At 67.3% G+C, this 26,218-nt stretch carries 27 protein-coding genes; 15 read left to right on the top strand and 12 right to left on the bottom strand.

What is annotated here, in order from left to right; translation table 11 throughout:
• Positions 1-9: 9 nt before the first annotated feature.
• A complete protein-coding gene (locus tag BST13_RS17115) occupies positions 10-1,476 on the bottom strand; it encodes a catalase (RefSeq protein ID WP_083165279.1) in 1,467 nt (488 codons plus the stop codon).
• A gap of 144 nt (positions 1,477-1,620) precedes the next feature.
• On the opposite strand from BST13_RS17115, the gene BST13_RS17110 reads away from it, so the two are divergent.
• The gene (locus BST13_RS17110) at positions 1,621-1,983 is read left to right on the top strand and encodes an HNH endonuclease (RefSeq protein WP_083165213.1); all 363 of its coding nucleotides are present in this window, start codon (positions 1,621-1,623) and stop codon (positions 1,981-1,983) included.
• 53 nt (positions 1,984-2,036) lie between these two features.
• Here the strand turns inward: BST13_RS17110 and BST13_RS17105 are convergent, their stop codons facing one another.
• Genes BST13_RS17105 through BST13_RS17080 form a run of 6 tightly spaced genes read right to left on the bottom strand, consistent with a single transcriptional unit; the run spans position 2,037 to position 7,788 of the window.
• Positions 2,037-2,834: an ABC transporter permease gene (locus BST13_RS17105; protein WP_083165212.1), complete on the bottom strand. Its 798-nt coding sequence runs from the start codon at positions 2,832-2,834 to the stop codon at positions 2,037-2,039.
• Positions 2,809-3,699 (bottom strand): 2-aminoethylphosphonate ABC transporter permease subunit, encoded by an 891-nt coding sequence (locus BST13_RS17100; RefSeq protein ID WP_083165211.1) that lies wholly within the window; start codon positions 3,697-3,699, stop codon positions 2,809-2,811. Before BST13_RS17100 ends, BST13_RS17105 begins: the two co-directional genes overlap by 26 nt.
• On the bottom strand, positions 3,696-4,868 hold the full coding sequence (locus BST13_RS17095; RefSeq protein WP_095533587.1) for an ABC transporter ATP-binding protein: 1,173 nt from the start codon (positions 4,866-4,868) through the stop codon (positions 3,696-3,698). The genes BST13_RS17100 and BST13_RS17095 overlap by 4 nt, the downstream gene beginning before the upstream one ends.
• 31 nt (positions 4,869-4,899) lie before the next feature.
• On the bottom strand, positions 4,900-5,946 hold the full coding sequence (locus BST13_RS17090) for a 2-aminoethylphosphonate ABC transporter substrate-binding protein (RefSeq protein WP_083165210.1): 1,047 nt from the start codon (positions 5,944-5,946) through the stop codon (positions 4,900-4,902).
• Between the two features lie 14 nt (positions 5,947-5,960).
• The gene (locus BST13_RS17085; protein ID WP_083165209.1) at positions 5,961-6,659 is read right to left on the bottom strand and encodes a phosphonatase-like hydrolase; all 699 of its coding nucleotides are present in this window, start codon (positions 6,657-6,659) and stop codon (positions 5,961-5,963) included.
• A 13-nt stretch (positions 6,660-6,672) separates the two neighbouring features.
• Entirely contained in the window at positions 6,673-7,788 is a 1,116-nt protein-coding gene (locus tag BST13_RS17080; protein ID WP_083165208.1) for a TIGR03364 family FAD-dependent oxidoreductase, read from the bottom strand.
• 109 nt (positions 7,789-7,897) lie between these two features.
• Between BST13_RS17080 and BST13_RS17075 the strand changes: the two genes are divergently transcribed.
• From BST13_RS17075 to BST13_RS17065, 3 genes are all read left to right on the top strand, one after another.
• Positions 7,898-8,416: an HD family phosphohydrolase gene (locus BST13_RS17075; protein WP_083165207.1), complete on the top strand. Its 519-nt coding sequence runs from the start codon at positions 7,898-7,900 to the stop codon at positions 8,414-8,416.
• A gap of 66 nt (positions 8,417-8,482) precedes the next feature.
• Positions 8,483-9,130: a GntR family transcriptional regulator gene (locus tag BST13_RS17070; protein WP_083165277.1), complete on the top strand. Its 648-nt coding sequence runs from the start codon at positions 8,483-8,485 to the stop codon at positions 9,128-9,130.
• Positions 9,131-9,163: 33 nt separating this feature from the next.
• Positions 9,164-10,063 carry an alpha/beta hydrolase gene (locus BST13_RS17065; protein WP_245839678.1) on the top strand — a complete coding sequence of 300 codons (900 nt, stop codon included), beginning with the start codon at positions 9,164-9,166 and terminating at the stop codon, positions 10,061-10,063.
• On the opposite strand, the gene BST13_RS17060 is transcribed toward BST13_RS17065, so the two are convergent.
• Positions 10,001-10,294, bottom strand: coding sequence for a hypothetical protein (locus BST13_RS17060; RefSeq protein WP_211296108.1), 294 nt, complete (start codon positions 10,292-10,294; stop codon positions 10,001-10,003). The two genes, BST13_RS17065 and BST13_RS17060, sit on opposite strands and share 63 nt — an antisense overlap.
• Positions 10,295-10,298: 4 nt before the next feature.
• Positions 10,299-11,834 carry an APC family permease gene (locus BST13_RS17055; RefSeq protein ID WP_083165206.1) on the bottom strand — a complete coding sequence of 512 codons (1,536 nt, stop codon included), beginning with the start codon at positions 11,832-11,834 and terminating at the stop codon, positions 10,299-10,301.
• Between the two features lie 185 nt (positions 11,835-12,019).
• Here BST13_RS17055 and BST13_RS17050 point away from each other — a divergent pair, with 185 nt between their 5' ends.
• The 11 genes from BST13_RS17050 (at position 12,020) to BST13_RS17000 (ending at position 22,668) form a co-directional block, all read left to right on the top strand.
• The gene (locus BST13_RS17050) at positions 12,020-13,300 is read left to right on the top strand and encodes a class-III pyridoxal-phosphate-dependent aminotransferase (protein WP_083165205.1); all 1,281 of its coding nucleotides are present in this window, start codon (positions 12,020-12,022) and stop codon (positions 13,298-13,300) included.
• Positions 13,297-14,844, top strand: coding sequence for an aldehyde dehydrogenase family protein (locus BST13_RS17045; protein ID WP_083165204.1), 1,548 nt, complete (start codon positions 13,297-13,299; stop codon positions 14,842-14,844). The genes BST13_RS17050 and BST13_RS17045 overlap by 4 nt, the downstream gene beginning before the upstream one ends.
• Positions 14,845-14,848: 4 nt before the next feature.
• Positions 14,849-15,454: a BMC domain-containing protein gene (locus BST13_RS17040; protein ID WP_083165203.1), complete on the top strand. Its 606-nt coding sequence runs from the start codon at positions 14,849-14,851 to the stop codon at positions 15,452-15,454.
• Positions 15,451-15,954: a hypothetical protein gene (locus BST13_RS17035; RefSeq protein ID WP_083165202.1), complete on the top strand. Its 504-nt coding sequence runs from the start codon at positions 15,451-15,453 to the stop codon at positions 15,952-15,954. Before BST13_RS17040 ends, BST13_RS17035 begins: the two co-directional genes overlap by 4 nt.
• The gene (locus BST13_RS17030; protein ID WP_083165201.1) at positions 15,951-16,202 is read left to right on the top strand and encodes a EutN/CcmL family microcompartment protein; all 252 of its coding nucleotides are present in this window, start codon (positions 15,951-15,953) and stop codon (positions 16,200-16,202) included. Before BST13_RS17035 ends, BST13_RS17030 begins: the two co-directional genes overlap by 4 nt.
• Before the next feature lie 12 nt (positions 16,203-16,214).
• Complete coding sequence (locus BST13_RS17025; protein ID WP_029373255.1) at positions 16,215-16,496, top strand: BMC domain-containing protein; 282 nt, start codon at positions 16,215-16,217, stop codon at positions 16,494-16,496.
• 2 nt (positions 16,497-16,498) lie between these two features.
• Positions 16,499-17,161, top strand: coding sequence for a microcompartment protein (locus BST13_RS17020; RefSeq protein WP_083165200.1), 663 nt, complete (start codon positions 16,499-16,501; stop codon positions 17,159-17,161).
• Positions 17,162-18,154, top strand: coding sequence for a phosphotransferase enzyme family protein (locus BST13_RS17015; protein WP_083165199.1), 993 nt, complete (start codon positions 17,162-17,164; stop codon positions 18,152-18,154).
• An 18-nt stretch (positions 18,155-18,172) separates the two neighbouring features.
• The gene (fabG, locus tag BST13_RS17010) at positions 18,173-18,952 is read left to right on the top strand and encodes a 3-oxoacyl-ACP reductase FabG (protein WP_083165198.1); all 780 of its coding nucleotides are present in this window, start codon (positions 18,173-18,175) and stop codon (positions 18,950-18,952) included.
• 50 nt (positions 18,953-19,002) lie between these two features.
• The gene (locus BST13_RS17005) at positions 19,003-19,767 is read left to right on the top strand and encodes a GntR family transcriptional regulator (protein WP_083165197.1); all 765 of its coding nucleotides are present in this window, start codon (positions 19,003-19,005) and stop codon (positions 19,765-19,767) included.
• A gap of 114 nt (positions 19,768-19,881) precedes the next feature.
• Positions 19,882-22,668 carry an AAA family ATPase gene (locus tag BST13_RS17000; RefSeq protein WP_083165196.1) on the top strand — a complete coding sequence of 929 codons (2,787 nt, stop codon included), beginning with the start codon at positions 19,882-19,884 and terminating at the stop codon, positions 22,666-22,668.
• 21 nt (positions 22,669-22,689) lie between these two features.
• On the opposite strand, the gene BST13_RS16995 is transcribed toward BST13_RS17000, so the two are convergent.
• The 3 genes from BST13_RS16995 to BST13_RS16985 are packed head-to-tail and all read right to left on the bottom strand — an operon-like array spanning position 22,690 to position 26,197.
• The gene (locus BST13_RS16995) at positions 22,690-23,826 is read right to left on the bottom strand and encodes an MFS transporter (RefSeq protein ID WP_342744300.1); all 1,137 of its coding nucleotides are present in this window, start codon (positions 23,824-23,826) and stop codon (positions 22,690-22,692) included.
• Positions 23,823-25,091: an amidohydrolase family protein gene (locus BST13_RS16990; protein WP_083165195.1), complete on the bottom strand. Its 1,269-nt coding sequence runs from the start codon at positions 25,089-25,091 to the stop codon at positions 23,823-23,825. The genes BST13_RS16995 and BST13_RS16990 overlap by 4 nt, the downstream gene beginning before the upstream one ends.
• On the bottom strand, positions 25,085-26,197 hold the full coding sequence (locus BST13_RS16985) for a CoA transferase (protein WP_083165194.1): 1,113 nt from the start codon (positions 26,195-26,197) through the stop codon (positions 25,085-25,087). The genes BST13_RS16990 and BST13_RS16985 overlap by 7 nt, the downstream gene beginning before the upstream one ends.
• Positions 26,198-26,218 lie beyond the last annotated feature (21 nt).

The raw sequence follows: 26,218 nt of genomic DNA, 5'->3' as shown, positions 1-26,218 counted from the left end.
GCCAACTCCCTACAGCGCGCCGAACGCCTCGCAGGCCTTGCGCACGCCTTCGCCGTACGCTGGATCGGCCTTGGTGCAATTGGCGATGTGCAGTTCGACGGTCTGGGGCCGAGCACCCCTGATGGCACGTGCGGTGTTGTCGAACAACCGTTGCTGCTCTTCGCCGGTCATCAACCGGAACAGATCCCCGGGCTGTTCGAAGTAGTTGTCGTCGTCCGCGCGGAAGTCGAAGTGGTCGGCGGTGGATCCGATCGTCTGTGCCGGTTCGGCGTACGCCGGCTGATCGGCCCAGCGGCCGAAGGTGTTCGGCTCGATCCCGGGCACCCCGCCCTGGTTGCCGTCGACGCGCATGGCTCCGTCGCGGTGGTAGGTGTTCACCAATCTTGCGGCCCGGGGGTAGTTGACCGGGATCTGGTGGTGGTTGACACCCACCCGGTAGCGGGCGGCGTCGCCGTAGGAGAACAGCCTGCCTTGCAGCATCTTGTCCGGGCTGAAAGAGATTCCGGGGATGAGGTTGGCGGGGGTGAACGCGGCCTGTTCGACGTCGGCAAAGTAGTTGTCCGGATTGCGATTCAGCTCGAACTCCCCGACCTCGATCAGCGGATAGTCCTTCTGGCTCCAGACTTTGGTCAAGTCGAAGGGGTGGAAGCGGTAGGTCGCGGCGTCGGCCTCGGGCATCACCTGGACATAGACGCTCCACTTCGGGAAGTCGCCGCGTTCGATCGCCTCGAACAGGTCCCGGCCGTGGGACTCGCGGTCACGTCCGATCAACTCGGCCGCTTCTTGATCGGTGAGATTTTCGATGCCCTGCTGGGTGCGGAAGTGGAACTTGACCCAATGTCGTTGGCCGGCAGCATTGATCAGGCTGAACGCGTGTGAGCCGTAACCATGCATGTGCCGGTATGACCGAGGGATGCCACGGTCGCTCATGGTGATGGTGACCTGGTGCAGCGATTCGGGCAGGTTGGTCCAGAAGCCCCAGTTGTTCTCCGGGTTGCGCAGGTTGGTGCGTGGGTCGCGTTTGACGGCGCGGTTGAGGTCGGGGAATTTCAACGGGTCGCGGTGGAAGAACACTGGGGTGTTGTTGCCGACCACATCCCAGTTGCCTTCGGTGGTGTAGAAGCGCAGTGCGAAGCCGCGAATGTCGCGTTCGGCGTCGGCGCCGCCGCGTTCGCCCGCGACGGTGGAGAACCGCGCGAACATCTCGCAGCTGTTTCCGACCTCGCCGAAGATCGCGGCTTTGGTGTAGCGGCTGATGTCGTGGGTGATGCGCAGCGTGCCGAAGGCACCCGAACCCTTGGCATGCATGCGCCTCTCGGGAATGACCTCGCGGGCGAAATGCGCCAATTTTTCGATGAGCCACAGATCCTGCAGCAGCAGCGGGCCACGCGGCCCGGCGCTCATGCTGTTCTGGTTGTCGACCACCGGCGCTCCGGCGGCCGTGGTCAGCGGCTGGGTGTTGTCCTCGAATGCCATCGTCGTCTCCCTGGTGAACTGCGGCTGCGCCAGCTGATTGGAATGATTCCAGTGTGGCCGGTACAGGGTTTTTTCAGCACTCACAAAACGACACGTGCTCCACAGATTCGGACATCCGCACGGCGAGACCCCTACGCTCACCGCATGGCGGTCAGTCGAACTCGTCGGGCGCGGGCGGCCCGCAAGCGCAAGCGCCGCATGGACAGCGTCGTCAACGACCTGACCGACGAGCAGTGGGCCACGATCAAGGACGCGTGGAACGGCTGCGCCTACTGCGGCGCGACCGGCACGGCATTGCAGCGGGATTGCGTCATGGCCATCTCGCGTGGCGGCCGGTACACCATCGACAACGTCGTACCGGCGTGCGCGTCGTGCAATGCGAGCAAATGCAATGACGAGGTGACGGGCTGGATGCGGCGCAAGCGGCTCGACGAGCGTCTCTTCCTGACCCGGTACGTCGAGATCCGGGCCGTGCTGGCCCCGTTTTCCGCGCGAACAGACACGTAAGTACCCGAACCGCGGCGTGTCGCGTACCTCCGTGTCTGCTCGGCGATGAAGCGTCACCGCACGGCGGCACGGCCCTTGATGCGGCCGAGGAGCACAAGAGCCAGCAGGGTGACGAACAGCAGGATGGTGGTGCACGCGGCGGCCTGGAACGCCTGACCGCGGTCGGTGAGCCCGAAGATGGTGACCGGCAAGGTCTTCCAGGTGGCCGGATAGACCATCACAGTGGCCCCGAGCTCACCCATCGACAGTGCGATGGCCAACCCGGCCGCGGCTCCCAACGCGGGCAGCAGCAACGGCAACGTCACGCGGGTCAGCACCCGAAGAGGGCCTGCGCCAAGCGATTCCGCGGCCTGCCGGTAGGCCGGGTCGAGGCGGTCCAACGCTGCCGAGACCGCGCTGAACGCGAATGCCAGCACCAGCACGGTGTGCGCGAGGATCACGATCCACCGCGTGCCACCGAGCAGCAGCGGACGGGAGTTGAACGCAATGAGCAGTCCGAGGCCGATGGCCACCGACGGCACGGCAATCGGCAGGTGGAACACGGCGTCGGTGAATTTCCTTAGCCACGAGGGGCACTCACGCGCCGCGAGCGCCGCCCAGGTGCCCAGCACCAGCGCGAGAACGCCGGCGACGAATGCGGTCTGTAGGCTCACCGACAGGCTGTCCAGGTTCTCTCCGGACAGCGCATCCTGAAAATGTCCGAAGCCGAGGTTCGACGGCAGCGCCGACGTCCACGTCCCGGCCAGGCCGGCCAGCACCACGGTCGCCAGGGGTGCCACGAACACCACTAGCACAACGAGCCCGAAGACCGTCAGCACGAGAGCCTCAGTTCGCCGGTTCCACAGCAGCATCGGCCGCGCCCTTTCCGGTTGTCATGCGGGCGAACACAATTCGGTACCCCGCGTACAGGCCCAGCGACAGCACGACCTGCACAGTTGCGATGACCGCGGCGCCGGGCAGGTCGAAGGTGACGATGCCGCGCGTGTAGATCAGCACCGGCAGGGTGATGACGCCCTTGGCGCCGGTGAACAGCACGATGCCGAACTCGTTGAGCGTCAACAGCAAGACCAGGCTGCCACCGGCTACCAGAGCGGGCCAGGCCTCCGGCATGATCACCGACCGCAACACCCGCAGCGGCGAGGCACCCAGGCTGGCCGCCACGTCGAGCTGGGCGCGCGGCACCAATGCGAAAGCCGCCAGGAGTGGGCGCACCACGAACGGGGTGAAGAACGTGATCTCGGCGGCGACCACACCGGCCGGCGTGTAGAGGAAGTTGAGCACCGGAGTATCACCGCCGGTGACGCTCAGGATCGCGGCGTTCACCGCACCCGCGGTGCCGTACAGGAACGTGAAGGCCAGCGTGATGAGGAACGACGGCAGCGACAGCACGGTGTCGATCAGCCAGCCCACCAGCTGCGAACCGGGAAACGGCACGAACGCCAGCACGATCGCCAGGAAGGTGCCGAGGACCAGGCAACCGGCGGTCGCCGTCACCGCGATGGCGACGGTGCGCCACAACGCATCCCGAAACACCGCCGAGCCCAGCACCTTGGCCCAGGTGCCCGAGTCAGCCGACTCACCGAGCACTCGCAGCAACGGGTAGAGCGCGATCAGCAGCACCACCAGCAGTGGCGGCAGCACCCACAACGCCGCCCGGGACCGCGGCGCGGCGGACCGCTCCGGGGCTTCGGCGGCCTGCTCGTCGAGGAGCGTCACGCGGCGGCCTGCACGAGTACGCCTGCGGGCTCGGGGATCCGGACGCCGACCTCGCTGCCCACCTCGAACTGCGCGTGGCCTGGGACGTCGAGTTCGACGAGGCAGTCGGGAATACCGTTGACCGACACCACCAGACGCGTTGTCGCACCCCGCCACACCGCCGATTTCACCTCGGCCCGCATGGCGTCGCGGTTACCCAGCGACACCAACTGCAGGGCGTGCGGGCGGATACACAGAAGTGCGGAAGAGCCAGGCGCCCAGTCGATCTTGCCGACGGCGGGCTGAGGCGCCTCCGCACTGACGGTGCGGTTGGCGACCGTCACCAGTGCCGAGGTGCCGATGACCCGCCCCACCGTGCACGGAATCAGGTTGGCACCGCCGAGGAACGCTGCCGTGAAGCTGGTGGGCGGGCGTTTCCACAGGTTTTCGGCGGTGTCGACGTCCATCAGCCGGGCGTTGTTCATCACCACGATCCGGTCGGCCAACGCCAGCGCCTCGGCCTGGTCGTGGGTGACGTAGAGCATCGCGGTGTCCGGTAACGACTCTTTGAGTTGCTGCAGTTCGGCCAGCATCGACTGCCGCAGTTGTGCGTCCAGCGCTGCGAGCGGCTCGTCGAGCAGCAGCACCTTGGGCCGGATGGCCAGCGCCCTGGCGATCGCGACGCGCTGCTGCTGACCACCGGAAAGCTCACGGGGCAAACGTCTTCCGTAGGCAGCCATGCCGACCATGTCAAGAGCCTCGGCCACCCGCGCCCCGATCTCGGCGCGCGGAACCCGCTGCGCCTTCAAGCCGAACGCCACGTTCTCGGCCACCCGCATGTGCGGGAACAGTGCGTAGGACTGCAGCACCACCCCGATGCCGCGTTTGGCCGGCGGCAGATCGGTGATGTCGCGCCCGGCCAGCCGCACGGTGCCCGACGTGGGACGCACGAACCCGGCGAGCGCACCCAGCGCCGTCGACTTGCCCGACCCACTGGGCCCCAGCAGCGCCACCGTCTCACCGGCGGCCACCCGCAGGTTGAAGTCGACAAGGGCCTGCGTCACACGTTTACCCCGCCCATAGCGAACGCCTACGCGGTCGAAAGTAATCGCCGGGGTGAGTGATTCGCCTTTCTGATCCTGCTTGCGGGGAACCGACGACGTCAGCCTGCCCAATCCGATCTCGGTCATGTCGGCTCCTCGCGCAAGCGCTCGTCGGTCATCAGTTGCCTGTGGCTTTCTGATAGGCCGCCAGATCGGCGTCGAGCCCGGCCAGCACCGCGTTCCAGTCCGGCACCCACACGTCGACTCCGTCGAGCACGCTTGCGGGCGTATTCGGTTGCGGTGCACCGTTGCCGGCCAGGCTGTCGCGTACCGGGATGCCCAGCGCACCGGTGGCGACGGTCTTCTGCACACCGTCGGTGAGCAGGTAACTCAGCAGCTTCTTGGCGTTGTCGGCATGCGGAGCCCCCTTGGTGACACCGGCGACGTAGGGCAGCGACACTGTGGTGCGCTTGCCGTCGTGCGCGGGGATGAAGATGGTGAATGTCGACTTGTCGTCCTTGATGGAGCCGAGGTTCATCTGCACGTCACCATTGGCGACCAGCAGTTCGCCGTTGCTGACCTTCGGTTGCAGCTTGCCGGTCGACGACGACGGCCCGACGTTGTTGGCCTGCAACTTGGTCAGATAGTCGAGCGCACCGTCGCGGCCACGCAGGTGCTGCAGCAGCACGAGCACCGCGGTACCGTCGCCGGCCTGCCCCGGCGTCGAGTACTGCAGCTTGCCTTTGAATCGTGGGTCGAGCAGATCGTCCCACCCGGCCGGGGCGGGCTTGACGGACGGGTTGGCGATGAAGCTGAGCGCGTTGTTCACGATGGGCACATACCTGCCCTCAGGTCCGACCTGCCCAGCTGCGATACCGGTGCTGTCGACCCCACTGGGCACGAGAAGACCTGTCTTGTCAGCCTTCTGGATGAAGGGCGGCAGGGTCACCAGCAGATCGGCCTGCGGATTGGACTGCTCCTTCTCCACGCGCGAGACCACCTCGCCGGAGCCTGCCTCGACGAGGTTCACCGGGATACCGGTGTCCTTGGTGAACGCGTCGAAAGTCGACTTGTACCAGGAGCCCAGGCCATCCGCGCTGTAGACCGTGACGGCGCCGGCCGAACCGGAGCCGCTCGTCCCGGTGCCGCCGCAGGCTGCGCTCAACATCGCGGTGAGCGTGATCGCCGCGATTGCCGTCGCGCGCAGTAGATGTCGTGTCTTCATGGTTCCTTCTCTGATCAGCCAAGCAACAACAGGTCGGCGAAGTCGGTGACGGAGCCGACCACGTGGGTGGCGCCTGCGGCGCGCAGTTGTTCTTCGGAATGCGCGCCGGTGAGGGTGCCTGCGGCGATGGCAGCGCCTGCGCGCAGGGCACTTTCGATGTCGTTGGCGGTGTCGCCGAGGACGGCGACGTTCTCGACGGCATCGGCTTGCAGGCGAATCAACGCGGTCAGGATGAGGTCCGGATGGGGACGCCCGCGCACGCCGGGTTCAGGCGCGAGCACCAGATCGGCCAGATCCTGCCAACCGAGCGCGGACAGCAACTTGCCCTGCGTGACGCCGCTGAACCCGGTGGTCAGCGCGACCTTGATCCCGGCCTGACGCAACTCGGTGATCGCATCGGCCGCACCGTCGATGGGCTCTGCCCGGCCGGCCGCGATCAACTTGGCGTAGGCCTTCTCGAATTCGGCATTGGCGCGTCGCGCGAGGTCCTCGGAGCCGAACAGGGCCCGGAAGACCTCGATCTTGGACTGTCCCATGGTGTCGAGCACGTACTCGCGGGCCCGGTCCCGTTCGGGCCCGGCCGCGGCAAGTCCGACGGCGGTGGCCGCAGACTCGAATGCGCTGACCACCAGCCCGTCGTCGGACACCGTCGTACCCGCCATGTCGATGACGGCGAGCTGGATGTCGTCAAATTGGAGGTCATTGGTAGACATGCGTTTTCCTCACTCAGAATCCGATGAGATCGGCGGTCTGCTCGGCGATGGCCGGCCCGAGCGTCATTCCGCGTCCCCCCGGACCGGTGATCACCCACACGTCGTCCTCGGGTTCGGCCCGGCACACCAGCTGATGCGGGTCGACGCATTGGCTGTACACCCCGGCCCAGCGTTGCCGGATCGGGGGCAGGGCGCGGCCGAGGAACTCCTCGACGACGTTCACGAGATAGTCGTAGGGCGGTTCGTGCACGTCGAACCCGAACGGTTCGTCGTATTCGTGGGTGTCGCCGATGGTCAGGCCGCCATGCAGGCGCTGGACACACAGCAGTTGCATGTGCGCCGCCTCGGCGACGGGATGCTGAGCTTCGTTGGTGCGCAACGTATCCAGCGCGGCACCGGCGAACGCCGGGTAGTAGCGGAAACTGTCAGCATCGGCGATGGCGGTGGTCAGGGTCTCGCCGAGCGGCTCGGTCTGCATCATCTGCAACCGCACCCGCCGCACCGGAAGGTTGCCTGCGAGTTCGCGCACCAACCCCCCGTGCGCGGCCCCCGCGCACACCAGGACCAGGTCGGCGTCGTACCGGTTGCCGTGGTCGTCGCGCACCGTGCGGTTGTCGACCGCACGAGCCTCGACGCCCGGCACGAATTCGTAGCGGCCGCTCGCGGACAGGTAGTTGCGGATCGCCGGTAGTGCCTGGCGGGATTCGACCGCCGCGTCGAGCGCGCAATACAGCCCGCCGAGGAAGTCGCCTCGCAGGGCAGGGTTCAGTGCGCGCACCGCACCGGGTTCCAGCAGGGTGAAGCCGCGGTGACACGCGTCGGTGCCCTCGGCGGCCTCCTGTGCGACGGCCAGTTCCGCCGGGGTACGCAGCAGCGTGATCGAACCAGCCGGCCGGAAACCGATCCCGGGGATATCGGCGGCGAGCTTTTCCCACAGCTCGCGCGACCGTAGCGCGGCCTCGAGTTCACCGGTCGAGCGGCCCGAGACCCAGACCAGGCCGAAGTTGCGCACCGACGCACCCCGGGCCTCGGCTTCGCGCTCCAGTTGTACGACCTGATGACCGCGACTCACCGCTTCGACGGCGTGCGCGGTGCCGAGAATCCCGCCACCGATGATCGTCACGCGCATGGTTGATGACCATCGCTGCTGATCACGACAGGCCGCGGTCCTGCGGGTGTTGCGGCGCCGAACACCAGGTTAAGAACTGGTATAGACCAAACGGGGTTACACTGTCGGCATGCGAGAGGTCGCCGAGATCGGCCGCGTGTTGCGCTCCCTGCGCGGGATATGGGACGAGGAAGCTGTCGACGAATTGGACCACGCACTGCAGTCCGCGGCCCGCGCCGTCGACGACGGTGCCGACGATGAACTGGTGCTCGCCGCCGCACTGCACGACCTGGCTCATAGTCCGCTGTTCGAGCACCACGAGGGGGTCGAGCAGCACGACCGCTTCGCGCGGGACTGGCTGACGCCGCGGTTCGGGGAGCGCGTCGGGTGGCTCGCGGGCGCGCATGTGGCGGCCAAGCGCTACCTGGCCGCGACCGACCCGAACTATGCGCTCTCGGATGTTTCGGCCCTGTCGCTGCAACACCAGGGTGGCGCGGGCGTGGACGCGACCTTCGTGGCGCATCCCTGGTGGCCCGATGCGCTGCGGTTGCGGCGCTACGACGACGCCGCCAAGGATCCGCAGGGCCGCGGCGCCACCGTCGACGACGTGCTTGCTGTCGCCGAACGGGTTGTGCGGCAAGGTAACTGACCGGTGAGCGTCCCACAGCAGAAGCCGCTGCCGAAGCCCTACGTGATTCGCACCGCGCTCGACGCCATGCTGGCCGATCTCGCGGAGGGTGACCCGGTACCCGCCGAACGCGAGTTGGCCGTCCAGTTCGGGGTGGCGCGCGAAACCGTCCGGCAAGCCCTGCACGAATTGCTCGTGGCGGGTCGCATCGAACGGCGCGGCCGCGGCACCGTGGTGTCACGGCCCAAACTCACCCAGCCGCTGGGGCTGCAGTCCTACACCGAGGGGGCACTCGCGGTGGGACGCACCCCGGGGCGCCTGGCGGTCACCACCGAGGTCTTCGCCGCCACCACCGAACTCGCTGCGGGCCTTGCGATCCCGGTCGGCGCCCCGGTGCTGCACCTGGAGCGGGTCCTGCTCGCCGACGATCAGCGCATCGGCCTGGAGAGCACATACCTCTCATCGGACCGCTTCGGCAGCCTGGCGACCACCTTCGACCCGACCACATCGCTCTACGCGGCGATCCGCGCCACGGGTGTGCAGTTCGGCTCGGCCACCGAGCGCATCGAGACTGCCCTTGCCTCACCGCGGGAAGCCGACCTGCTCGAATCCACCACCGCGATGCCGATGCTGCTGCTCAACCGCCGTTCTCTGGATAGCGATGGCGTGCCGATCGAGCTCGTGCGGGCGCTCTACCGCGGGGACCGGATCGCTTTCGAGACAGTCCTGACGTAACCGCTAGCCAAGCTAAGTGGTAAACAGAACGGTGTGACGCTCGCCACCTCATTCCATCCCGACCTGGCTCGCCTGGCGCGATTCGTACCGCGCAGCCTCGTCACCCGCACGACGCTGCCGGTCATGCAGAAGCTCACCGAATGGCACGGCCGGACCACGCCGGACGACATAGAGGTGCTGACCCTCGCCTCGGGCGCCGGGGTTCGCCTGTTCCGGCCGACGGGTGTGACGACGCCTGCGCCTGCCGTGTTGTGGATACACGGCGGCGGATACGTCATCGGCAGCCCCGCGCAGGACGACGCGCTGTGCCGCCGCTTCGCCGCCGAACTCGGCATCACCGTCGCGGCGGTGAAATACCGGCTGGCACCGCAACATCCGTACCCGGCCGGGCTCGAGGACTGCTACTCGGCACTGGCCTGGTTGGCGGCGCTACCGGCGGTCGATCCCGCACGCGTGGCGGTCGCCGGCGCCAGCGCGGGCGGCGGGTTGGCCGCCGCGCTCGCGCTGCTGGCGCGTGATCGCGGTGAAATACCGCTTGCGGCACAGATTCTGGTGTATCCCATGCTCGACGACCGGACGGCGGGCCGCGAGTTCGACCACCCGGGCCACCGGCTGTGGACGCAGGGCAGCAACAGGTTCGGGTGGTCCGCCTACCTCGGTGACGCAGACCCGGCAACCGCCGTGCCTGCCCGCCGGCCGGATCTGTCCGGCCTGCCGCCGGCGTGGATCGGCGTCGGCACCCTCGACCTGTTCCACGACGAGGACGTCAGGTACGCGAAGCGGCTGCGCGACGCCGGAGTGCCCTGCGAGCTGGAGATCGTGGATGGCGCCTTCCACGGATTCGATCAGCTGGCTCCGAAGTCGGCGGTGTCACGCGATTTCGTCGCCAGCCAGATCGCAGCTCTGCGAACGGCTTTCACCATCCAACACTGACTGATCGGTGCGCTGCCTGCGCAGGTGCATGCAGGCTCGCTGCAGCAGACACCGGTCGGCGTTGGGCAGCGCACGGACGCGTGGCAGCAGCCCGGCCACGATCGTGGCGAACCGCTCGCCCAGTTGCTCGGCCGTCATACCGAACTGCAACCAGACATCGTCCTCGCGTGGCCCCCCGTACGGAGCCCACGCGAGGACGAACTGCAGGACGCCACGCTCGAACGTGTCCACGGCGTCAGTCTCGAACGACGGTGTCCTCGAACACGATCCGGCCGATCAGTTCATAGCGCCGCGGATCACGCAGCTTGAAGTAGGTGGCCAGGGCGGCGCCGAACACGAACAACCCCACCACGATCCACGGAGTCAGCTTGAACAGCAGGGTGCCCGACGCGGTACCTGCCGCAGCATCCTTGTGTTCCCAGAGCAGCCAGACCACGTAGAGCATGCCGATGCCGCCGAGTCCCGGGGCGACCAGCGTCTTGAACCAGTGCTTGGACACCGGATGGTTCTTGCGCAGGTGGAAGTAGCTGATCACGGAGAACGCGCACAGCGACTGCACGATCAGGATCGCCATGGTGCCGAGGATGGCCAGCAGCGAGTACATGTGGACGTACGGATCCATGCCCGCGGCCAGGAACGCCAGGATGATCACCAGGGCGATACCGGTCTGCACGAACGACGCGATGTGCGGCGAACCGTGCTTGGGATGCGTTGCGCCGAGGGTCTTCTGCAGCCCCTTGGACAGGCCCTCCCGGCCCATCGCGTAGAGGTACCGCGACGCGCAGTTGTGGAACGCCATGCCGCACGCGAACGAACCTGTCACCAGCAGGATGTTGAAGACGGTGATCGCCCATTCGCCGTAGTAGCCCCGCACCGGGCCGAAGAAGATCTCCGACGCGGTGTCGGCGCTCTGGGCGAGTTCGACGGACTTCTGCGGGCCGGTGCCCGCGATCGCCATCCACGACACGAACACGTAGAACACGCCGACACCGAGGACGCTGAGCATGGTCGCGCGCGGGATGATCCGCTTGGGGTCGCGCGATTCCTCGCCGTACATCGCCGTCGACTCGAACCCGACCCACGACCAGAATGCGAAGAACAATCCCAAACCTGCACTGGCACCAGCAATTCCGGCAGCAGGAGTGAACGCACCCGCCGGGTTGAGCGTCTCGCCGACCGCGAAGCCGTCGGGGCCGCCACCGTGGATCAGCACCGCAACCGCGCCGAGTGCCAACATGACGATCTCGGTCACCAGGAACACGCCGAGAACTTTGGCGGTCAGGTTGACGTCGAAGTAGGTCAGGATCGCGTTGGCCGTCAGCATCAGCAGGGCCGGGATGATCCAGTGAATGTGGATGCCCAGCTGCGACTGCATCAGGTTCTGGAAGAAGAACGAGAAGATGCCGATGAGCGAGGGCTCGAACACCACGTAGGCCATGGTGATCAAGCCGCCGCTGGCCATCCCGATGATGCGGCCGAGGCCGTGCGAGATGTAGCCGTAGAACGCACCGGTGGTGGTGATGTGCTTGGCCATGGTCGCGTAGCCGACGGCAAACAGCCCGAGGACCACGGTGGCTACGATGTATCCGGCCGGAGCGTGTGAACCATTTCCGGCGCCGACCGCGATCGGGACGTTGCCGACCATTGCGGTGATGGGAGCGGCGGTGGCCACCGCCATGAAGATCACGCCTATCGTGCCGACGGCGTTACGTTTCAAGCGTTGTACATCTTGAGCTGCATTTTCACTCTTCGTGACAGCTTGTTCGGTCATCTACCGGCTTACCTTCCAGGCTTATGATGAAGGCTCGATGTGGCCTGGGCCACAGTACGAACTGTACGTATATTGGCACTACCAAAACCGAATGGCAAGGGTTCACTTGATCCATTGACAGAAATGGTTGCGACCATTTACGGTGTGGTGCATCACAGCTACCAGGTAGCTCAAGAGGGAGCCGCATGTACGACTACGGCACGTTCACGTTCGAATCCAAAGCCGATGTGCTGGACAAGGCGAAGACGTTCTGGAATCCAGACAAGACGCAGTTCTGGACCGACACCGGTGTCGATCTGGTGATCGACCGCCGCGAGGGTTACTTCCTGTGGGACATGGAGGGGCGTCGTCTCATCGACATGCACCTCAACGGTGGGACCTACAACCTCGGGCACCGCAATCCCGAAGTGATGCAAGCGATCACCGAAGGCATGCAGCACTTCGACGTCGGCAATCACCACTTCCCGTCGGTGGCCCGCACCGCCCTGGCGCAGCGCCTGGTCGAGACCGCGCCGGCGTCCATCAAGAAGGTCGCGTTCGGGTCGGGTGGCGGCGAGGCCATCGACATCGCGCTCAAGAGCGCCCGGCACGCCACCAAGCGCCGCAAGATCGTCTCGATCGTCAAGGCCTACCACGGCCACACCGGCCTCGCGGTGGCCACCGGCGACGACCGGTTCGCCAAGTTCTTCCTGGCCGACCAGCCCGACGAGTTCCTGCAGGTGCCGTTCAACGACATCGCCGCGATGGAGAAGGTGCTGGCCTCCGGCGACATCGCCGCGGTGATCATGGAGACCATCCCGGCCACGTACGGATTCCCCCTTCCCGCACCGGGTTACCTCGAAGCGGTCAAAGCCGCCACCGAGAAGTACGGCACGCTCTACATCGCCGACGAGGTGCAGACCGGTCTGATGCGCACGGGTGAGCTGTGGGGCATCACCAAACACGGCATCGAACCCGACATCCTGGTGACCGGCAAGGGATTATCGGGCGGCATGTACCCGATCACGGCGGCCCTGCTCGGCGACCGCGCCGCGCAGTGGCTCAACGAGGACGGGTTCGGCCACATCTCGACCTTCGGTGGCGCCGAACTCGGCTGTGTCGCCGCCATCAAGACCCTGGAGATCTGCACCCGCCCCGAGGTGCGCTCGATGGTCCACTACATCTCCGACATCTTCGACCACGGCCTGCAACGCATCCAGGACGACCATCCGGACTGGTTCGTCGGCATCCGGCAGAACGGCGTGGTGATCGGGCTGGAGTTCGACCACCCCGAGGGTGCCAAGTTCGTCATGCGCGAGCTCTATCAGCTCGGAGTGTGGGCGATCTTCTCGACACTGGATCCCCGTGTGCTGCAATTCAAACCGGGTCTGCTGCTGTCCCGCGAGCTGTGTGAGGACGTGCTGGACCGCCTCGCTGTCGCCGTCGGACGGGCCAAGACTGCTGCGAGAGGACGCAAGGCATCATGACCAATACCGCACAGGCCGGCCACATGCTCGAGCGGGCCCGCTGGGCCGCCGCGGCATACGCCGACTACGACGCGGCCGCGGTGTCCACCATCGTCAACGCCGTGGCCGAGGCCGGCTACGCCCAGGCCGAACGGTTCGCCACCGAGGCGGTCGCCGAGACCGGCATGGGCGTGGCGGCGGACAAGGTGACCAAGAACCGGGCCTGCTCGCGCGGCATCGTCGACTACTACCGGGGCGAAGACTATGTGTCGCCGCGCATCGACGAAGCCCGCAAGATCGTCGAGCTGCCCCGGCCTGCGGGTGTGGTGCTGGCGTTGACGCCGACCACCAATCCCGTTGCCACCGTGTATTTCAAGGTGATCCTGGCATTGATGACCCGCAACGCCGTCGTCGTCGCGCCGCACCCGCGGGCCAAGCGGTGCTCTGCCGACGCCGCGCGGGTACTCGCCGAGGCCGCCGTCGCTGCCGGCGCACCCGAGGGCATCGTGCAGGTGGTCGACGAGCCGTCCATCCCGCTGGTACAGGCCCTGATGGCCGATGAGCGCACCGACGTCATCGTGGCCACCGGCGGCACCGGCGTCGTACGCGCCGCGTACTCGTCGGGCAACCCGGCCCTGGGCGTCGGGCCGGGCAATGTCCCGGTTTTCGTCGACGCCAGCGCCGACATCAATGCCGCGGCCAAGCGCATCGTCGACAGCAAGGCATTCGACAATTCGGTGCTGTGCACCAACGAATCGGTGCTCATCGTCGAGGACGCCGTCGCCGACAAGCTGCGCTCGGCACTGACCCGCGCCGGGGCCCACATCCTCGACGAGGACGGCGCTCGGCGCCTGCGGGCCTACATGTTCGCCGACGGCCACCTCAACACCGATGTGGTGGGCCGCGACGCCGCGTGGATCGCCGGGCAGGCCGGGCTGCGGGTGACACCGAAGACCCGGGTCCTCATCGCGCCGTTCGACGACGTCATCGCCGAAGAGATGCTGGCCCACGAGAAGCTCTCCCCCGTGCTGGGCATGACCACCGCGGCCGACGCCGCCCGCGGCATCCGTGCCGCGCGGGCCGTGGTGCGGATCGGCGGGGCCGGACATTCCGCCGCCATTCACAGCGAAAACCCGGCGGTGATCACCGATTTCGCCGCGCAGGTGCCGGTGCTGCGGGTGTCGGTCAACGTCGGCAACTCGACGGGCAGCTCCGGACTGGACACCAACCTGGCACCGTCGATGACCATCGGCACCGGGTTCGTCGGGCGCAGCTCGATCGGGGAGAACCTGCAGCCGCAGAACCTGATCAACTGGGCCCGCATCGCCTACAACAGCGAACCGGGCGTGGTGATGGGCAATTTCGCAGGCATCGACCCGTGGCACTCGCCGGCCGCTCCGGTACCGCAGTATCCGCGCGCATCCAACGACCGTGACGGCGTTGCGGTGCCACCGCGGCGGTCGTACCCGACGCCGAACCGGGCGTCGGATCCCGGACTGGACGCGCTGCGAGCCGAATTGCGCGCGCTGGTCGCCGAAGAACTCGCACAACTGATCAAGAGGTAGGGCTGTGGCTGAACTGCGTTCCTTCATCTTCATCGACCGGCTGCAACCGCAGACCATGTCGTACCTGGGCACCTGGATCAAAGGTGCGCTGCCACGGGCCAACCAGGCCGCGCAGATCATCGAGGTGGCTCCCGGCCTCGACATCGAGGGCGTCACCGATGTCGCCCTCAAGCATGCCGAGGTCAAGGCCGGAATCCTGGTGGTAGAGCGGCAATTCGGATATCTGGAGTTCCACGGGGAGACCGGAGCTGTGAAGGCTGCCGCCGATGCCGCGCTCGACGAGCTGGGCGCCACGTTGGACAGCGCGGTGCGCCCGAATGTGCTGGCCTCGCGCATCATCTCCAGCGTCGACCACCAGCATGCGTTCCTGATCAACCGCAACAAGATCGGGTCGATGGTGCTACCGGGCGAGTCGCTGTTCGTCCTGGAGGTCGCCCCGGCGTCGTACGCGATCCTGGCCACCAACGAGGCCGAGAAGGCCGCCGACATCAAGGTGGTCGACTTCCGGATGATCGGCGCGACCGGCCGGGTGTATCTCTCCGGTACCGAGGCCGATGTGCGTCAGGCCGCCGAGGCCGCCCAGGATGCGTTGGCAAGGGCCACTGCATGAACATCAACCGTGACGATCTGCGCGCCCTCGTCAGAGAGGTGGTGCGCGAAGCGGTTTCGGGTCTCAAACCCACCCCGACTCCGGGGCCGGTGGCTGTCCCCTCGCCTCCGGCCCCGGCCACCACTGCACCGACGGTGGCCGATCAGCTGGGTCTCGATCCCACCGGACCCCGCGCCATCGAGGGCAAGAACCGGATCGAGACCGTGCGGCTGTCCAAGGACTCCGACCTGGACGCCTTCGTCCGAAAGTTGCTGCGGCTGTTCGAAAGCCCGAAGACCCGCGCCGATCTGAAAGCCGGCCGGCTGAGCTTCCGGCTGGCAGGCAGCGCGGCACCGGCCGGCGGCGCGACGCACCGGATCGACAGCGGCGCGGTCACCGAACGCCACATCGCGGACCTGGCCGGAGGCACCCTGATCCTGGGCCGCCGCGCCGTGCTCACCCCGTTGGCCAGGGAAAAGGCTCGATCCCTGGGCATTACGATCACCAAGGAGCGCAAATGATTTCAGCGACTGTCACCGGGAACGTCTGGGCGACGCGCCGCATCGAAGGCATCCCGGCAGGTGCCTTCCTCGAGGTCGAGGTGGACGGCACCGGGTCCCGGTTGATCGCGTTCGACGTCCTCGGCACCGGTGTCGGTGAGCACGTCCTCGTCGCTCAGGGCTCCGTGGCCTCGGGCTGGTTCACCGGTACGCCACCCCCGGTAGACGCACTCATCATCGGATCCATCGACAGCACACCCAACAAATAAGGAGATAACCCCATGTCCAGCAACGCAATCGGATTGATCGAGACCAAGGGCTTCGTCGCCGCCCTGGCTGCCGCCGACGCCATGGTCAAGGCCGCCAACGTCACCATCACCGATCGCCAGCAGGTCGGCGACGGGCTGGTCGCCGTCATCGTCACCGGCGAGGTCGGCGCGGTCAAGGCCGCCACCGAGGCGGGCGCGGAGACGGCATCGCAGGTCGGTGAGCTGGTCAGCGTCCACGTCATCCCGCGGCCGCACAACGAGCTCGGCGCCCACTTCTCGGTGTCCAGCAAGTAGCCATGCCGACGCAAGCAGACGAGAGCACGCGGATCCGCACCCAGATCCGCGTCTACCTGCTGGTCGAGGACCTGCAGCGGCAGTTCGCCGCCTATCTGGGGACGCCGACGCGGGCCCGCGGCTACCCACCGTACGAGGGCGAACACGCGCTGATCGTCGAGGTGTCCCCCGCCTTGGCCATCGAGCGCGTGATCGACCTGGCCTTGCGCGAGGTTCCCGGTGTCCAGCCCGGAATCCTCTACGTGGAGCGGCAATTCGGGGTACTGGAGATCCACTCCGCCAACCTCGAAGAGGTGCAGCGGGCCGGCGAGGCGATTCTGGCCGGCACCGGCAACTCGGCGTCCGACCAGTTACGGCCCCGGGTGCTCTACCACGACATCATCGAGGACATCACCGATCAGCACGCGGTGATCCTCAACCGCAACCGGCAGGCCTCGATGATCTTGCCCGGCCAGTCGCTGCTGGTCTACGAAATGACCCCGGCGCTGTTCGCGGCCGTCGCGGCCAATGAAGCCGAACGGGCCGCGCCCGGGCTTACCGTAGTGGACGTGCAGATGATCGGCGCCGCCGGGCGACTGTACATCGGTGGCAGTGTCGCGGACGTGACCGCGGCGCGCGACCGCATCACGACAGTATTGGCGGGAATTGAAGGACAGGACCACTAGATGGTTATCACCGACGAGATCGATGTCGCCCAACTCGCCCTGCGGCAGTACGACATCGGGCCCGACGCGACGTTGCGGTTGCTCAATCTGTCCGAGAACGCCACGTATCTCGTCGAGGATGCCGGAACCCAGTCGATCCTGCGGGTACACCGACGGGATTACCACCGGCGGCACGAGATCGAGTCGGAGTTGGACTGGCTGACGGCGCTACGAGCCGACAGTGACGTCACAGTGCCGACGGTGCTGCCCACGCGCGACGGGCGGCGGGTGGTTACCGTCAACGATGAATGCACCGCCGGAACAGACCGCTACGCCGTCCATTTCGACATGGTCGCCGGCGCGGAGCCCGACGAGAACGCCCTCACGTCGGAGGACTTCCACACCCTGGGCCGGATCACCGCTGCGCTGCACGACCATTCCCAGCGGTGGGCGCGTCCCTCCGGGTTCGATCGGTTCGCCTGGGACTGGGAACACAGCCTGGGTGCCCAGCCCCGGTGGGGACGCTGGCAAGACGCCGAAGGCGTGGGGCCGTCGGAGAACGACGTCCTCGAGCGGGCCCAGACGCTGCTGCGTACGCGCCTGCAGGAGTACGGAACCGGGCCAGACCGGTACGGGCTGATCCACGCCGATCTGAGGTTGGCCAATCTGCTGGTCGATTCCGGGTCGAAGATCACCGTCATCGATTTCGACGACTGCGGATTCGGCTGGTATTTCTACGATTTCGGCACCGCCGTATCGTTCATCGAAGATGATCCGGCGCTGCCCGAATGGCAGGAATCGTGGGTGAGCGGCTACCGCAGCCGTCGCGAACTGCCTGCCGCCGACGAAGACATGCTCGCATCGTTCGTCCTGTTGCGCAGGCTGCTGCTGTTGGCTTGGATGGGCAGCCACAGCCATTCCAGGGAATCGGCCACCAAGGCGATCAGCTACGCCGCGGGAAGTTGTGAACTTGCCGAACGGTATCTGCGCTCCGACGGCCACACTCTGACCTGACTCACAAAGGATCCCAATATGTTCGCATCGCTTCAGGGCCGCTCGGCCATCGTCACCGGCGGCAGCAAGGGTATCGGCCGAGGCATCGCCGAAACGTTCGCCAATGCCGGGGTCAACGTACTGATCACCGGCCGCAGCCAGGCCGACCTCGACAAGGCCGTGGCCGATCTGTCGGGTACGCCGGGCAAGGTCAGTGGGCTCAGCGCCGACGTGTCCAGCCCCGAGGACGCCCGTCGTGTGGTGGCCGAGGCCGTCGAGCGGCACGGCGGTCTGGACATCGTGTGCGCCAACGCGGGGATCTTCCCGTCCGGCCGCCTGGAGGATCTGACGCCCGAATCCATCGAAGAGGTACTGGCCGTCAACTTCAAGGGCACCGTGTACATCGTGCAGGCCGCGCTCGCAGCGCTGACCGCCAGCGGCCACGGCCGCGTGGTGATCACGTCGTCGATCACCGGCCCGATCACCGGATACCCCGGGTGGTCGCACTACGGTGCTTCCAAGGCTGCCCAACTGGGCTTCTTGCGTACCGCTGCGATGGAGCTGGCACCCAAGCAGATCACCATCAACGCCGTGCTGCCCGGCAACATCATCACCGAGGGCCTCGGTGAAATGGGCCAGGAATACCTCGACCAAATGGCCTCGGCAGTACCCGCGGGCCGGCTGGGTTCGGTGGCCGACATCGGCAATGCCGCGCTGTTCTTCGCCACCGACGAAGCCGCCTACATCACCGGTCAATCGCTGGTGGTCGACGGTGGCCAGATTCTGCCCGAGTCACATCTGGCTATCGCCGAACTCTGATACCTCAAACGGCTAGAATTGGCTGTACCAAAAACGGAGAGGGGTCCGGGGTGGCAGCGCAGAGCGAGGAGTTGCGGCGACGCATAGTCGCCGACATCAACGCGGGAACCCCGGGCGCCAAACTGGGCAGTGAACGTGACCTCGCCGAGCGCTACGGCACCAGCCGCTCCAGCCTGCGCCAAGTGCTTGCCGCGCTGGAAGAGGCCGGCCTGGTACACCGGATCATCGGGCGCGCCGGCGGCATCTTCATCAGCCATGGTCAGGTCGAACGCAACCTGTCCGACGTCGTCGGCGTGCCCGCATTTCTGACCAGCCAGGGCTACATCGCCGGGACCCGGGTGCTGTCCACCCGCATCACCACTCCCGACCAGGCCACCAAGACCGCGCTGCGCCTCAATGACGGCGAGTATGTCGTCGAGATCCAGCGCATCCGGCTGGCCGACGGGTCTCCGTTCTCCCTCGAACACGCCCAGTTCCCCGCCGATGCCTTTCCCGGGCTACTCGAACAGCAACTCGGCGGCTCCCTCTACGAAATCCTGGAAACCCGATACGGTTTGGTGACCGGTAGGGCCGACGAGCGGATCGAAGCCGTCAACGCCACCAGCAGTGAAGCCACCCTGCTCGGCATCAAACCGAAGGCCGCCCTGCTGTTGATCACGCGGGTCACCTATGACCAGAACGGCAACCCCTGCGAGTTCTCCCGCGACCTGTTCCGCGGCGACCGGACCGCGCTGGCCGTCACCGCACAGGGACGCGGTATCGCCCGCTCGGAAGCCAACACGGCATCGGTGACACTGCAGCGCCAGGCCGGCTGACACGCTGTCTCGACACCCGCGTCGACGACGTGCGGTTCGGCATCGATTGCTTACAGCAACGTCAAGAATCGCATTGACCAGCGCAAACAACGGTTCGCCCGCCAGAATGAAGGCATGCCAGGGACGAATCGGGCGGGTGATCACACCGGCAGACCAGCGTATGACGTACCGGGCAGCCCGACCGAAGCCGAGTTGGTGACCGAGTTCCTGGACGCCCGCGATGCCGGACCCACCGCGATTCTCTTGGAGGGTGAAGCCGGCATCGGCAAGACGACGATGATGTTGGCAGCGGTGGATCACGCACGTGAGCGAGGATTCCGCGTGCTGCTGGCCCAGTCCGCGGCCATGGAATCGATGCTCGCGTACGCCGCGCTGGCGGATCTGCTCGCAGACGTCGAGCCTGCCGTGCTGGACACCTTGCCTGTGCCGCAACGTCGCGCTGTCGACCGCATCATGCTGCGCACCAACGACGATGGCGCCGCCACCGATCCCCGCGCAGTGTCGGCTGCCGTGCTGTCGGTCATCACTCGGCTGGCGGCACGGTCACCGCTGTTGGTCGCCATCGACGACATGCAGTGGCTCGATCAATCCAGCGCGCACGCCATCGCGTTCGCAGCACGTCGACTGGTAGGACCGGTGCGCGTACTCGGGACCGCGCGCACGGCCGCCGGAGAGGACGCGGTGACCTGGTTGCAGCTCCCTCGCCCCGATGCTCTTCGGCGGATTCCGTTGCAGCCGATGAGTATCGGCGCGCTCAACATCATGCTGTCGAGATTGGAACGCTCATTCCCGCGCCCGATGGTCGTGCGCATCCACGAGATTTCCGGCGGAAACCCCTTCTACGCCCTCGAATTGGCACGCAGCATCACCAAAGACCGACCGGATGCATTGCCGCCGACGCTCGCCGAGTTGGTTCGCCAGCGGATCGACGGCCTGTCGCACCGTGCTCGCGAGGCCCTGCTGGCTGTCGCATGCCTCGCCAGACCGACCGTTGAGGTGGTAGCGCTGGCGATGGACACCGAACGTGACGAGCTGCTCAGGCGTCTGTCCGAAGCCGAGCATCGCGGCATCATCACCTTGGACGGCAACCGGTTTCACTTCACCCACCCGTTGCTCGCCCATGGCGTACACAGTTCGGCAGCACCGCACGCGCGACGCGAGATGCACCGCCGGCTGGCCGCCCTCGTCGAGCAACCGGAACTGCGCGCCAGGCACCTGGCCCAGGCCGCGACGACCGGCGACGATGCCACCCTTCGTGCTCTCGACGAAGCCGCCGAGGCGGCACGGCTGCGTGGCGCACCGGCCGCTGCGGCTGAATTCCTGGAATTGGCAATTGCTCTCGGCGGTGACACCGCAGCACGACGCATCGACTCGGCGGTGCTGCATTTCAACGCAGGAGACGGCGAGCGGGCGCGGCAAGCCCTCGCTGCTGTCATCACGCCATCCGGGCCGACCGATGTCCGCGCCCGGGCCATGTGCCTGCTGGGCGTGTGGACGCTTCTCGACGGCAGCACCCGCCAGGCCGCCGACATGCTGCGGCGCGCGCTCGATCTGGTGGGCGACGACCGCACACTGCGCGTCGAGGTCCTGGTCCCGCTGTCTTTTGCCGAACTCAACCTTGGCCACGTCGACCTGGCGGCACACCACGCCGACCACGCGCTGGCCGACACCGCAGAACTCGGCAACGCGTCGTTGCGCAGCACCGCACTGTGCATGGCGGTCCTGGTGAGCTTCCTGTCCGGTCGAGGCGTCGACGAAGCGGCGATGGGTCGGGCACTCGAGTTGGCGGACGGGGACCAAACCGTCTCCGCCCTGATGAACCCCAACGTATTACGCGCGCAGCTGTTCGCCGGTACAGGCCGCCTCGAGCAGTCCGATGAAGAACTGTCGACCATCCGCAGGCATTATCTGGACCGCGGCGAAGATGGCAGGCTGACGTTCGTCGCTTTCCTGCAAGGGCTCAACGCGATCTGGCAGGGTCAGTTCGCCAAGGCCGCCCAAGTTGCCGACGAGGCAACGCAGCGGGCACACGAACTCGACCGCGACATCCCGCATGCCGTCGCGTGGACGCTGCGCGCAGCCGTCGCCGCGTACACGGGCCGCGAGCAGGATGCGCGCCGTGGCGCCGAGGAGGCCCTTGCTCTCGCGCTGCGCTGTGAATCCAACTTGGTTGCGGTGTGGTCGCATACCACTCTCGGATTCCTGCAGGTCTCGCAAGGCGATCATCAAAGTGCCGTCGCCACACTGGAACCCCTGATATCAGTGGTCCGTGCCATGCCCGAAGCCACCGAAATACTCGTCACCCCGTTCCTGCCGGACGCCGCAGAGGCGCTGATCCAGGTGGGTCGGTACGAAGATGCCGAACCGCTCGTCGACGCCCTCGAACGCAACGGCCGGCGACTGGACCGGCCGTGGATGTTGGCCTGCGGCGCGCGGTGCCGGGCCATGCTGTCGGCCGGCCGGGGCGATCTGGACGGTGCCGAACAGGCTGCCACGCTCGCGCTCGCCGAACATGAGCGACTGCCGATGCCTTTCGAACGCGCGCGTACCCAGCTCCTCCTCGGGCAGCTCTACCGACGCCGCCGGCACCGCGAAACCGCGGCGGCAACCCTTCAACAGGCCTTGACCGTCTTCGAATCGCTCGGCACACCGCTGTGGGCCGAGCAGGCGCGCCGCGCGGCCGACCGCATCCACCGACGCCCGGCCGCAGACGAGACACTGACCGACGCCGAGCGCCGCATCGCCGAGCTGGCCGCGTCGGGACTGACCAACCGTGAGGTGGGCGCCGCGCTGTTCATCAGTGCCAAGACGGTGGAGGCCCACTTGTCGCGGATCTACCGGAAGCTCGGCATCCGGTCCCGCTCGGAATTGGGTTGGCATATCCAGCGCCCCGATGCCTAAGCTGCCGCACGCCCTTTGGGATCAGCAGGCACGTTCCCATGTCGCGCTCCAGACCAGCGCCATCACCGCGCACGCGGCAGCCAGCACCGCGAACGCCACCGGGAACGAGCCTGACGTGGCGAGCGCGCCGGCCACCAGAGCGCCCAGGCCGGTTCCGCCGTCGAAGCCGATGTTCCAGGCCGCGCTGACCGCGCCGCGGGATTGCCCGCCGCTGGCCGCCAAGGCCTGTACCAGGGTGAGGTTCTGCAACGCGCCATAGGCCAACCCGAGGAGCAGAGCTCCCGCGACGATCAGCACGGGGCTGTAGAGGATTCCGGCGGCGATCGCCGCCAACCCTGCCACACCCAGACCCAGCATCGGGGCGATGAATCGGTGTGCCCCGAACCGGTCGGCCGGGCCGCCGATCAGCCATCGCCCCAACGTCGCCGGGCCGGTGAGGGCCAGCAGGGTCGCGAAGGCTGTTGTGGTATCCCCGAATTGGGGGGCAAATGTGATGACCGCACCGCCTGCCGCGGTGATCGCCACAAGCGCTCCGATCGGGCCGACCAGCCGGCGGCTCACCCTACGGAATTCGCCGCGCTGGGTCGGCGGCCGCGGCACCGGATGGATGAACATCAGGGCCAGTGGTACGCCCAGCAGTGGCGCGGTGGCCAGGACGAAGACCGGGGCGTATCCGACGTGATGAACCAGCCACGTCGCCACCGGGGTGAGCACGAATTGCGGTGCGGCGATGGCAAGTCCGTACGCACCTGCTGCCCGTCCGCGTTGCTCCTGCCCGAACAGGCCTGCGATACCGTCGACCCCGTACACGGTGAGGATGCCGAAACCCAACCCGCGCAACGCCGCGAGCAGCAGCACCGTCGGCAAATTGTGGGCCGAGAGATGCGCGATCGCGGGGGCGCCGAGCAAGGCCAGACCGATCGCCAAGGTGACCGGCCACCGCAGCCGACGCAACACCAGCCCGACCGACAGCTGCGCCAGCACGGTGCATGCCATCAGGACCGCGTTGACCGATCCTGCGCCGAAATCGTCGGCGCCGTTGTGCACGGCCCACATCGGGGCAACCGGCAGCAGCAAGGCGAAACCGACGAAGCCCAGCACAGCGGCACCCAACAACGCGGGCATGCCGGGCGCCCTCCACACCGTCGTCTGTGTCATCGGGTGAATACCGTCGCCCCATCGATCACGGTCGCGACCACCAGGTCGGCATCGAGCTGATCGAGCACCTCGTGCGGCGGGGCGGACAGCACACAGACGTCCGCCGGTTGACCGGGCGCGATGGTGCGTGGCCGGGCCGGTTGGGTGGCGCTGCCCAGGAACAGCGTCAGAGCCGTTCGCGCATCGACACACTCGGCCGCGTTGAGTACCGACCCCGTGGACGATCGCCGGTGCACCGCCGCGCGCATCGCCGCCCACGGATCGCTGCCGCCGAACGGCGCGTCGGTCGACAGCGCCACCGGCACCCCGGCATGCAGCAGAGAAGCCAAGCGCCACAGTTGGTCTTGTTCAGTCTCAGGCACATCGGTACGGTACTGGTCGCCGCGTTCGGCCACGAAGTTCGGCTGCGTGATCACGGTGACCCCGAGGCCCGCGAGATCCGCGATGCAGTCGGCGGGCACCATCGCCGCGTGTTCGACGCGGTCGCCGGGATATCGGCCCGCGACCCGTAGGGCGGCGACGGCGACGACGAGTTGCGCCGCGGTCACACAATGAATGGCGGCCGGCACCCCGTCGGTGTGGCGGTCGGAGATCCAGGAGATCAGCGCCTCGAGGTCGAGGGCATCGTCGTGCAGGATCCGCTTGCCTGGCGCCAGCACATGCACCCGCTGGCGGATCCGGACCGCGGTGTCCAAATCGGGGGTGGCATCGGTGACTCCGGTGACGCCGTAGGCGGCCAGTTGAGCGCTGAGTTCGTCGAGTGCAGGCTCGGTGCGCTCCAAGGGCTCCGACCACGTCGGGTCGGCACTGCGTAGCCGTCCGTCGGGATGGTTGGCGAGCCCGACAGCGGCCAGGCCGGCCGAGTTCAGTGTCCACATCACGCCGCTGCGGTGTTGCACCCGTACGGGATTGGCCGGTGCGAGCACATCGAGCACGTCGCGGTCCAGTGGGCCGGCGACCGACTCGTGGTAGCCGACTGCTCTGATCCATCCGTCGGCGCCGGGTACCGCTCGGGTCAGCGTCTGGGCCAGGCCGTCGACGCCGCGCACATCCTGCGGCCCGACCCGCACCGAGTTGAGCTCGGCCGCTGCGGAATACACATGCAGGTGATGGTCGTGCAGACCGGGGATCACCGTGCCTGATCCGGCGTCGAATACCTCCTCGCCCGGTTGCGGCCGCAGGCTCTCGGACACCTGCTCGATCTGCCCGCCCAGCCGGATGTCGACGACACGGCCGTCGAGCAGGCTCGCTCGTCGAATCAGCATGGTGCGGCAGCTCTTTGGGCCACCAGATGGCGGACTGCGGCGTTGTCGGCACCCAGTGCGTGACCTGCAGGGGTCGATGCGGGCCGCACCGCGGGGACGACGTTGTCGTCGGCGGGCAGGCCTGCGTACTCCGCGGCCACCGCGGCCATCGCGAATTCGATGAGCTCTCCGCCGCCACGGCCGAGAGCTGCCACGACCGCACCGGCGGCGTGCAGGCCGGTGAGCGGATCGGCTATCGCGTCTGCTGTGAATACCGGTGTGCCGCCCCGGTATCCGACCAGCCCACCCGACACTGCGGCGTCGTCACCGAAGGCCACCCAGCCGGCGCGTTCCCCATGTGTGCCGTGGCCCGTGATGCGTAGCCACACCCGCCCCGGGCGGGCTGTCACGGTGTGCGGCCCCAGGCCGCGCCGGTCGAGCGCGGCAGGCCGGGACGCCTCGATGACCACGTCGGCGACGTCCAGCAATGCGGCCAAGTCCTCGGGATTGTCGAAATCCACTGCGTAAGAGAGCTTTCCACTGTTCATCCAGTCGAAGAAGGACGGCTCCCCGACGCGGGTGCCATCGGGCCGGGCCACGCTCTCCACCTTGACCACCGTGGCTCCGGCGCGCGCCAGCAATCGGCCGCACAGGGGCCCGGCCCACATCGCGGACAGATCGGCGACGAGCAGCCCGGACAGCGGAGTCGACTGCGACGGACCGAGCACGCTCACCCGAGGCGGTGCCGCCGCGGTCTCGCCGAGGACCGCGACCGGTAAACCGAGTAACCGTGCCCGACCGGCCACAGTCGCGCCGGGCAATCCGGCGGCCCACGCCTCGATGGCCGGCCACGGATCGTCGGCGACGGTATCGGCTTCCAGCAGCGCGGGCACCATGGCGACATCATCGGGTCGTGCCAGCGTCAGCGCGCACCAGCCCTCGGCGGTGGGAAACAAACGCGTGGCTCGGCCCGCCGAAATCCGGCCGGCTGGCGCGAGGTCGAGCAGGGCGGCCCGCCCGGTCAGCAGTTCGGTGGCATCGACGCTGACGCCGGTGAGCGCGGTGAAGTCATCGGCTACTCGCTGCGCGCGCGCCAGCACCGATGCCGAGACCGCGCATGAACCCACCCGGCCATTGTGGCGCAGACC

Origin of the sequence: Mycobacterium aquaticum, from assembly GCF_002086485.1 — a bacterium.
Taxonomy (GTDB): Bacteria; Actinomycetota; Actinomycetes; order Mycobacteriales; family Mycobacteriaceae; genus Mycobacterium; species Mycobacterium aquaticum.
This window is presented reverse-complemented; position numbering and strand designations above follow the sequence as displayed.

Bases quoted from the DNA above. Each gene is read 5' to 3' on its own strand.
- BST13_RS17050 (WP_083165205.1), top strand. From the start codon at position 12,020: ATGTACGACTACGGCACGTTCACGTTCGAATCCAAAGCCGATGTGCTG.
- BST13_RS17080 (WP_083165208.1), bottom strand. From the start codon at position 7,788: ATGCGCGTGACGATCATCGGTGGCGGGATTCTCGGCACCGCGCACGCC.
- BST13_RS16990 (WP_083165195.1), bottom strand. From the start codon at position 25,091: ATGCTGATTCGACGAGCGAGCCTGCTCGACGGCCGTGTCGTCGACATC.
- BST13_RS17025 (WP_029373255.1), top strand. From the start codon at position 16,215: ATGTCCAGCAACGCAATCGGATTGATCGAGACCAAGGGCTTCGTCGCC.
- BST13_RS17085 (WP_083165209.1), bottom strand. From the start codon at position 6,659: ATGTCTACCAATGACCTCCAATTTGACGACATCCAGCTCGCCGTCATC.
- BST13_RS16995 (WP_342744300.1), bottom strand. From the start codon at position 23,826: ATGACACAGACGACGGTGTGGAGGGCGCCCGGCATGCCCGCGTTGTTG.
- BST13_RS17075 (WP_083165207.1), top strand. From the start codon at position 7,898: ATGCGAGAGGTCGCCGAGATCGGCCGCGTGTTGCGCTCCCTGCGCGGG.
- BST13_RS17055 (WP_083165206.1), bottom strand. From the start codon at position 11,834: ATGACCGAACAAGCTGTCACGAAGAGTGAAAATGCAGCTCAAGATGTA.
- BST13_RS17110 (WP_083165213.1), top strand. From the start codon at position 1,621: ATGGCGGTCAGTCGAACTCGTCGGGCGCGGGCGGCCCGCAAGCGCAAG.
- BST13_RS17090 (WP_083165210.1), bottom strand. From the start codon at position 5,946: ATGAAGACACGACATCTACTGCGCGCGACGGCAATCGCGGCGATCACG.
- BST13_RS17000 (WP_083165196.1), top strand. From the start codon at position 19,882: ATGCCAGGGACGAATCGGGCGGGTGATCACACCGGCAGACCAGCGTAT.
- BST13_RS17070 (WP_083165277.1), top strand. From the start codon at position 8,483: ATGCTGGCCGATCTCGCGGAGGGTGACCCGGTACCCGCCGAACGCGAG.
- BST13_RS17115 (WP_083165279.1), bottom strand. From the start codon at position 1,476: ATGGCATTCGAGGACAACACCCAGCCGCTGACCACGGCCGCCGGAGCG.
- BST13_RS17045 (WP_083165204.1), top strand. From the start codon at position 13,297: ATGACCAATACCGCACAGGCCGGCCACATGCTCGAGCGGGCCCGCTGG.
- BST13_RS17035 (WP_083165202.1), top strand. From the start codon at position 15,451: ATGAACATCAACCGTGACGATCTGCGCGCCCTCGTCAGAGAGGTGGTG.
- BST13_RS17095 (WP_095533587.1), bottom strand. From the start codon at position 4,868: ATGACCGAGATCGGATTGGGCAGGCTGACGTCGTCGGTTCCCCGCAAG.
- BST13_RS17020 (WP_083165200.1), top strand. From the start codon at position 16,499: ATGCCGACGCAAGCAGACGAGAGCACGCGGATCCGCACCCAGATCCGC.
- BST13_RS17015 (WP_083165199.1), top strand. From the start codon at position 17,162: ATGGTTATCACCGACGAGATCGATGTCGCCCAACTCGCCCTGCGGCAG.
- BST13_RS17030 (WP_083165201.1), top strand. From the start codon at position 15,951: ATGATTTCAGCGACTGTCACCGGGAACGTCTGGGCGACGCGCCGCATC.
- BST13_RS17105 (WP_083165212.1), bottom strand. From the start codon at position 2,834: ATGCTGCTGTGGAACCGGCGAACTGAGGCTCTCGTGCTGACGGTCTTC.
- fabG (WP_083165198.1), top strand. From the start codon at position 18,173: ATGTTCGCATCGCTTCAGGGCCGCTCGGCCATCGTCACCGGCGGCAGC.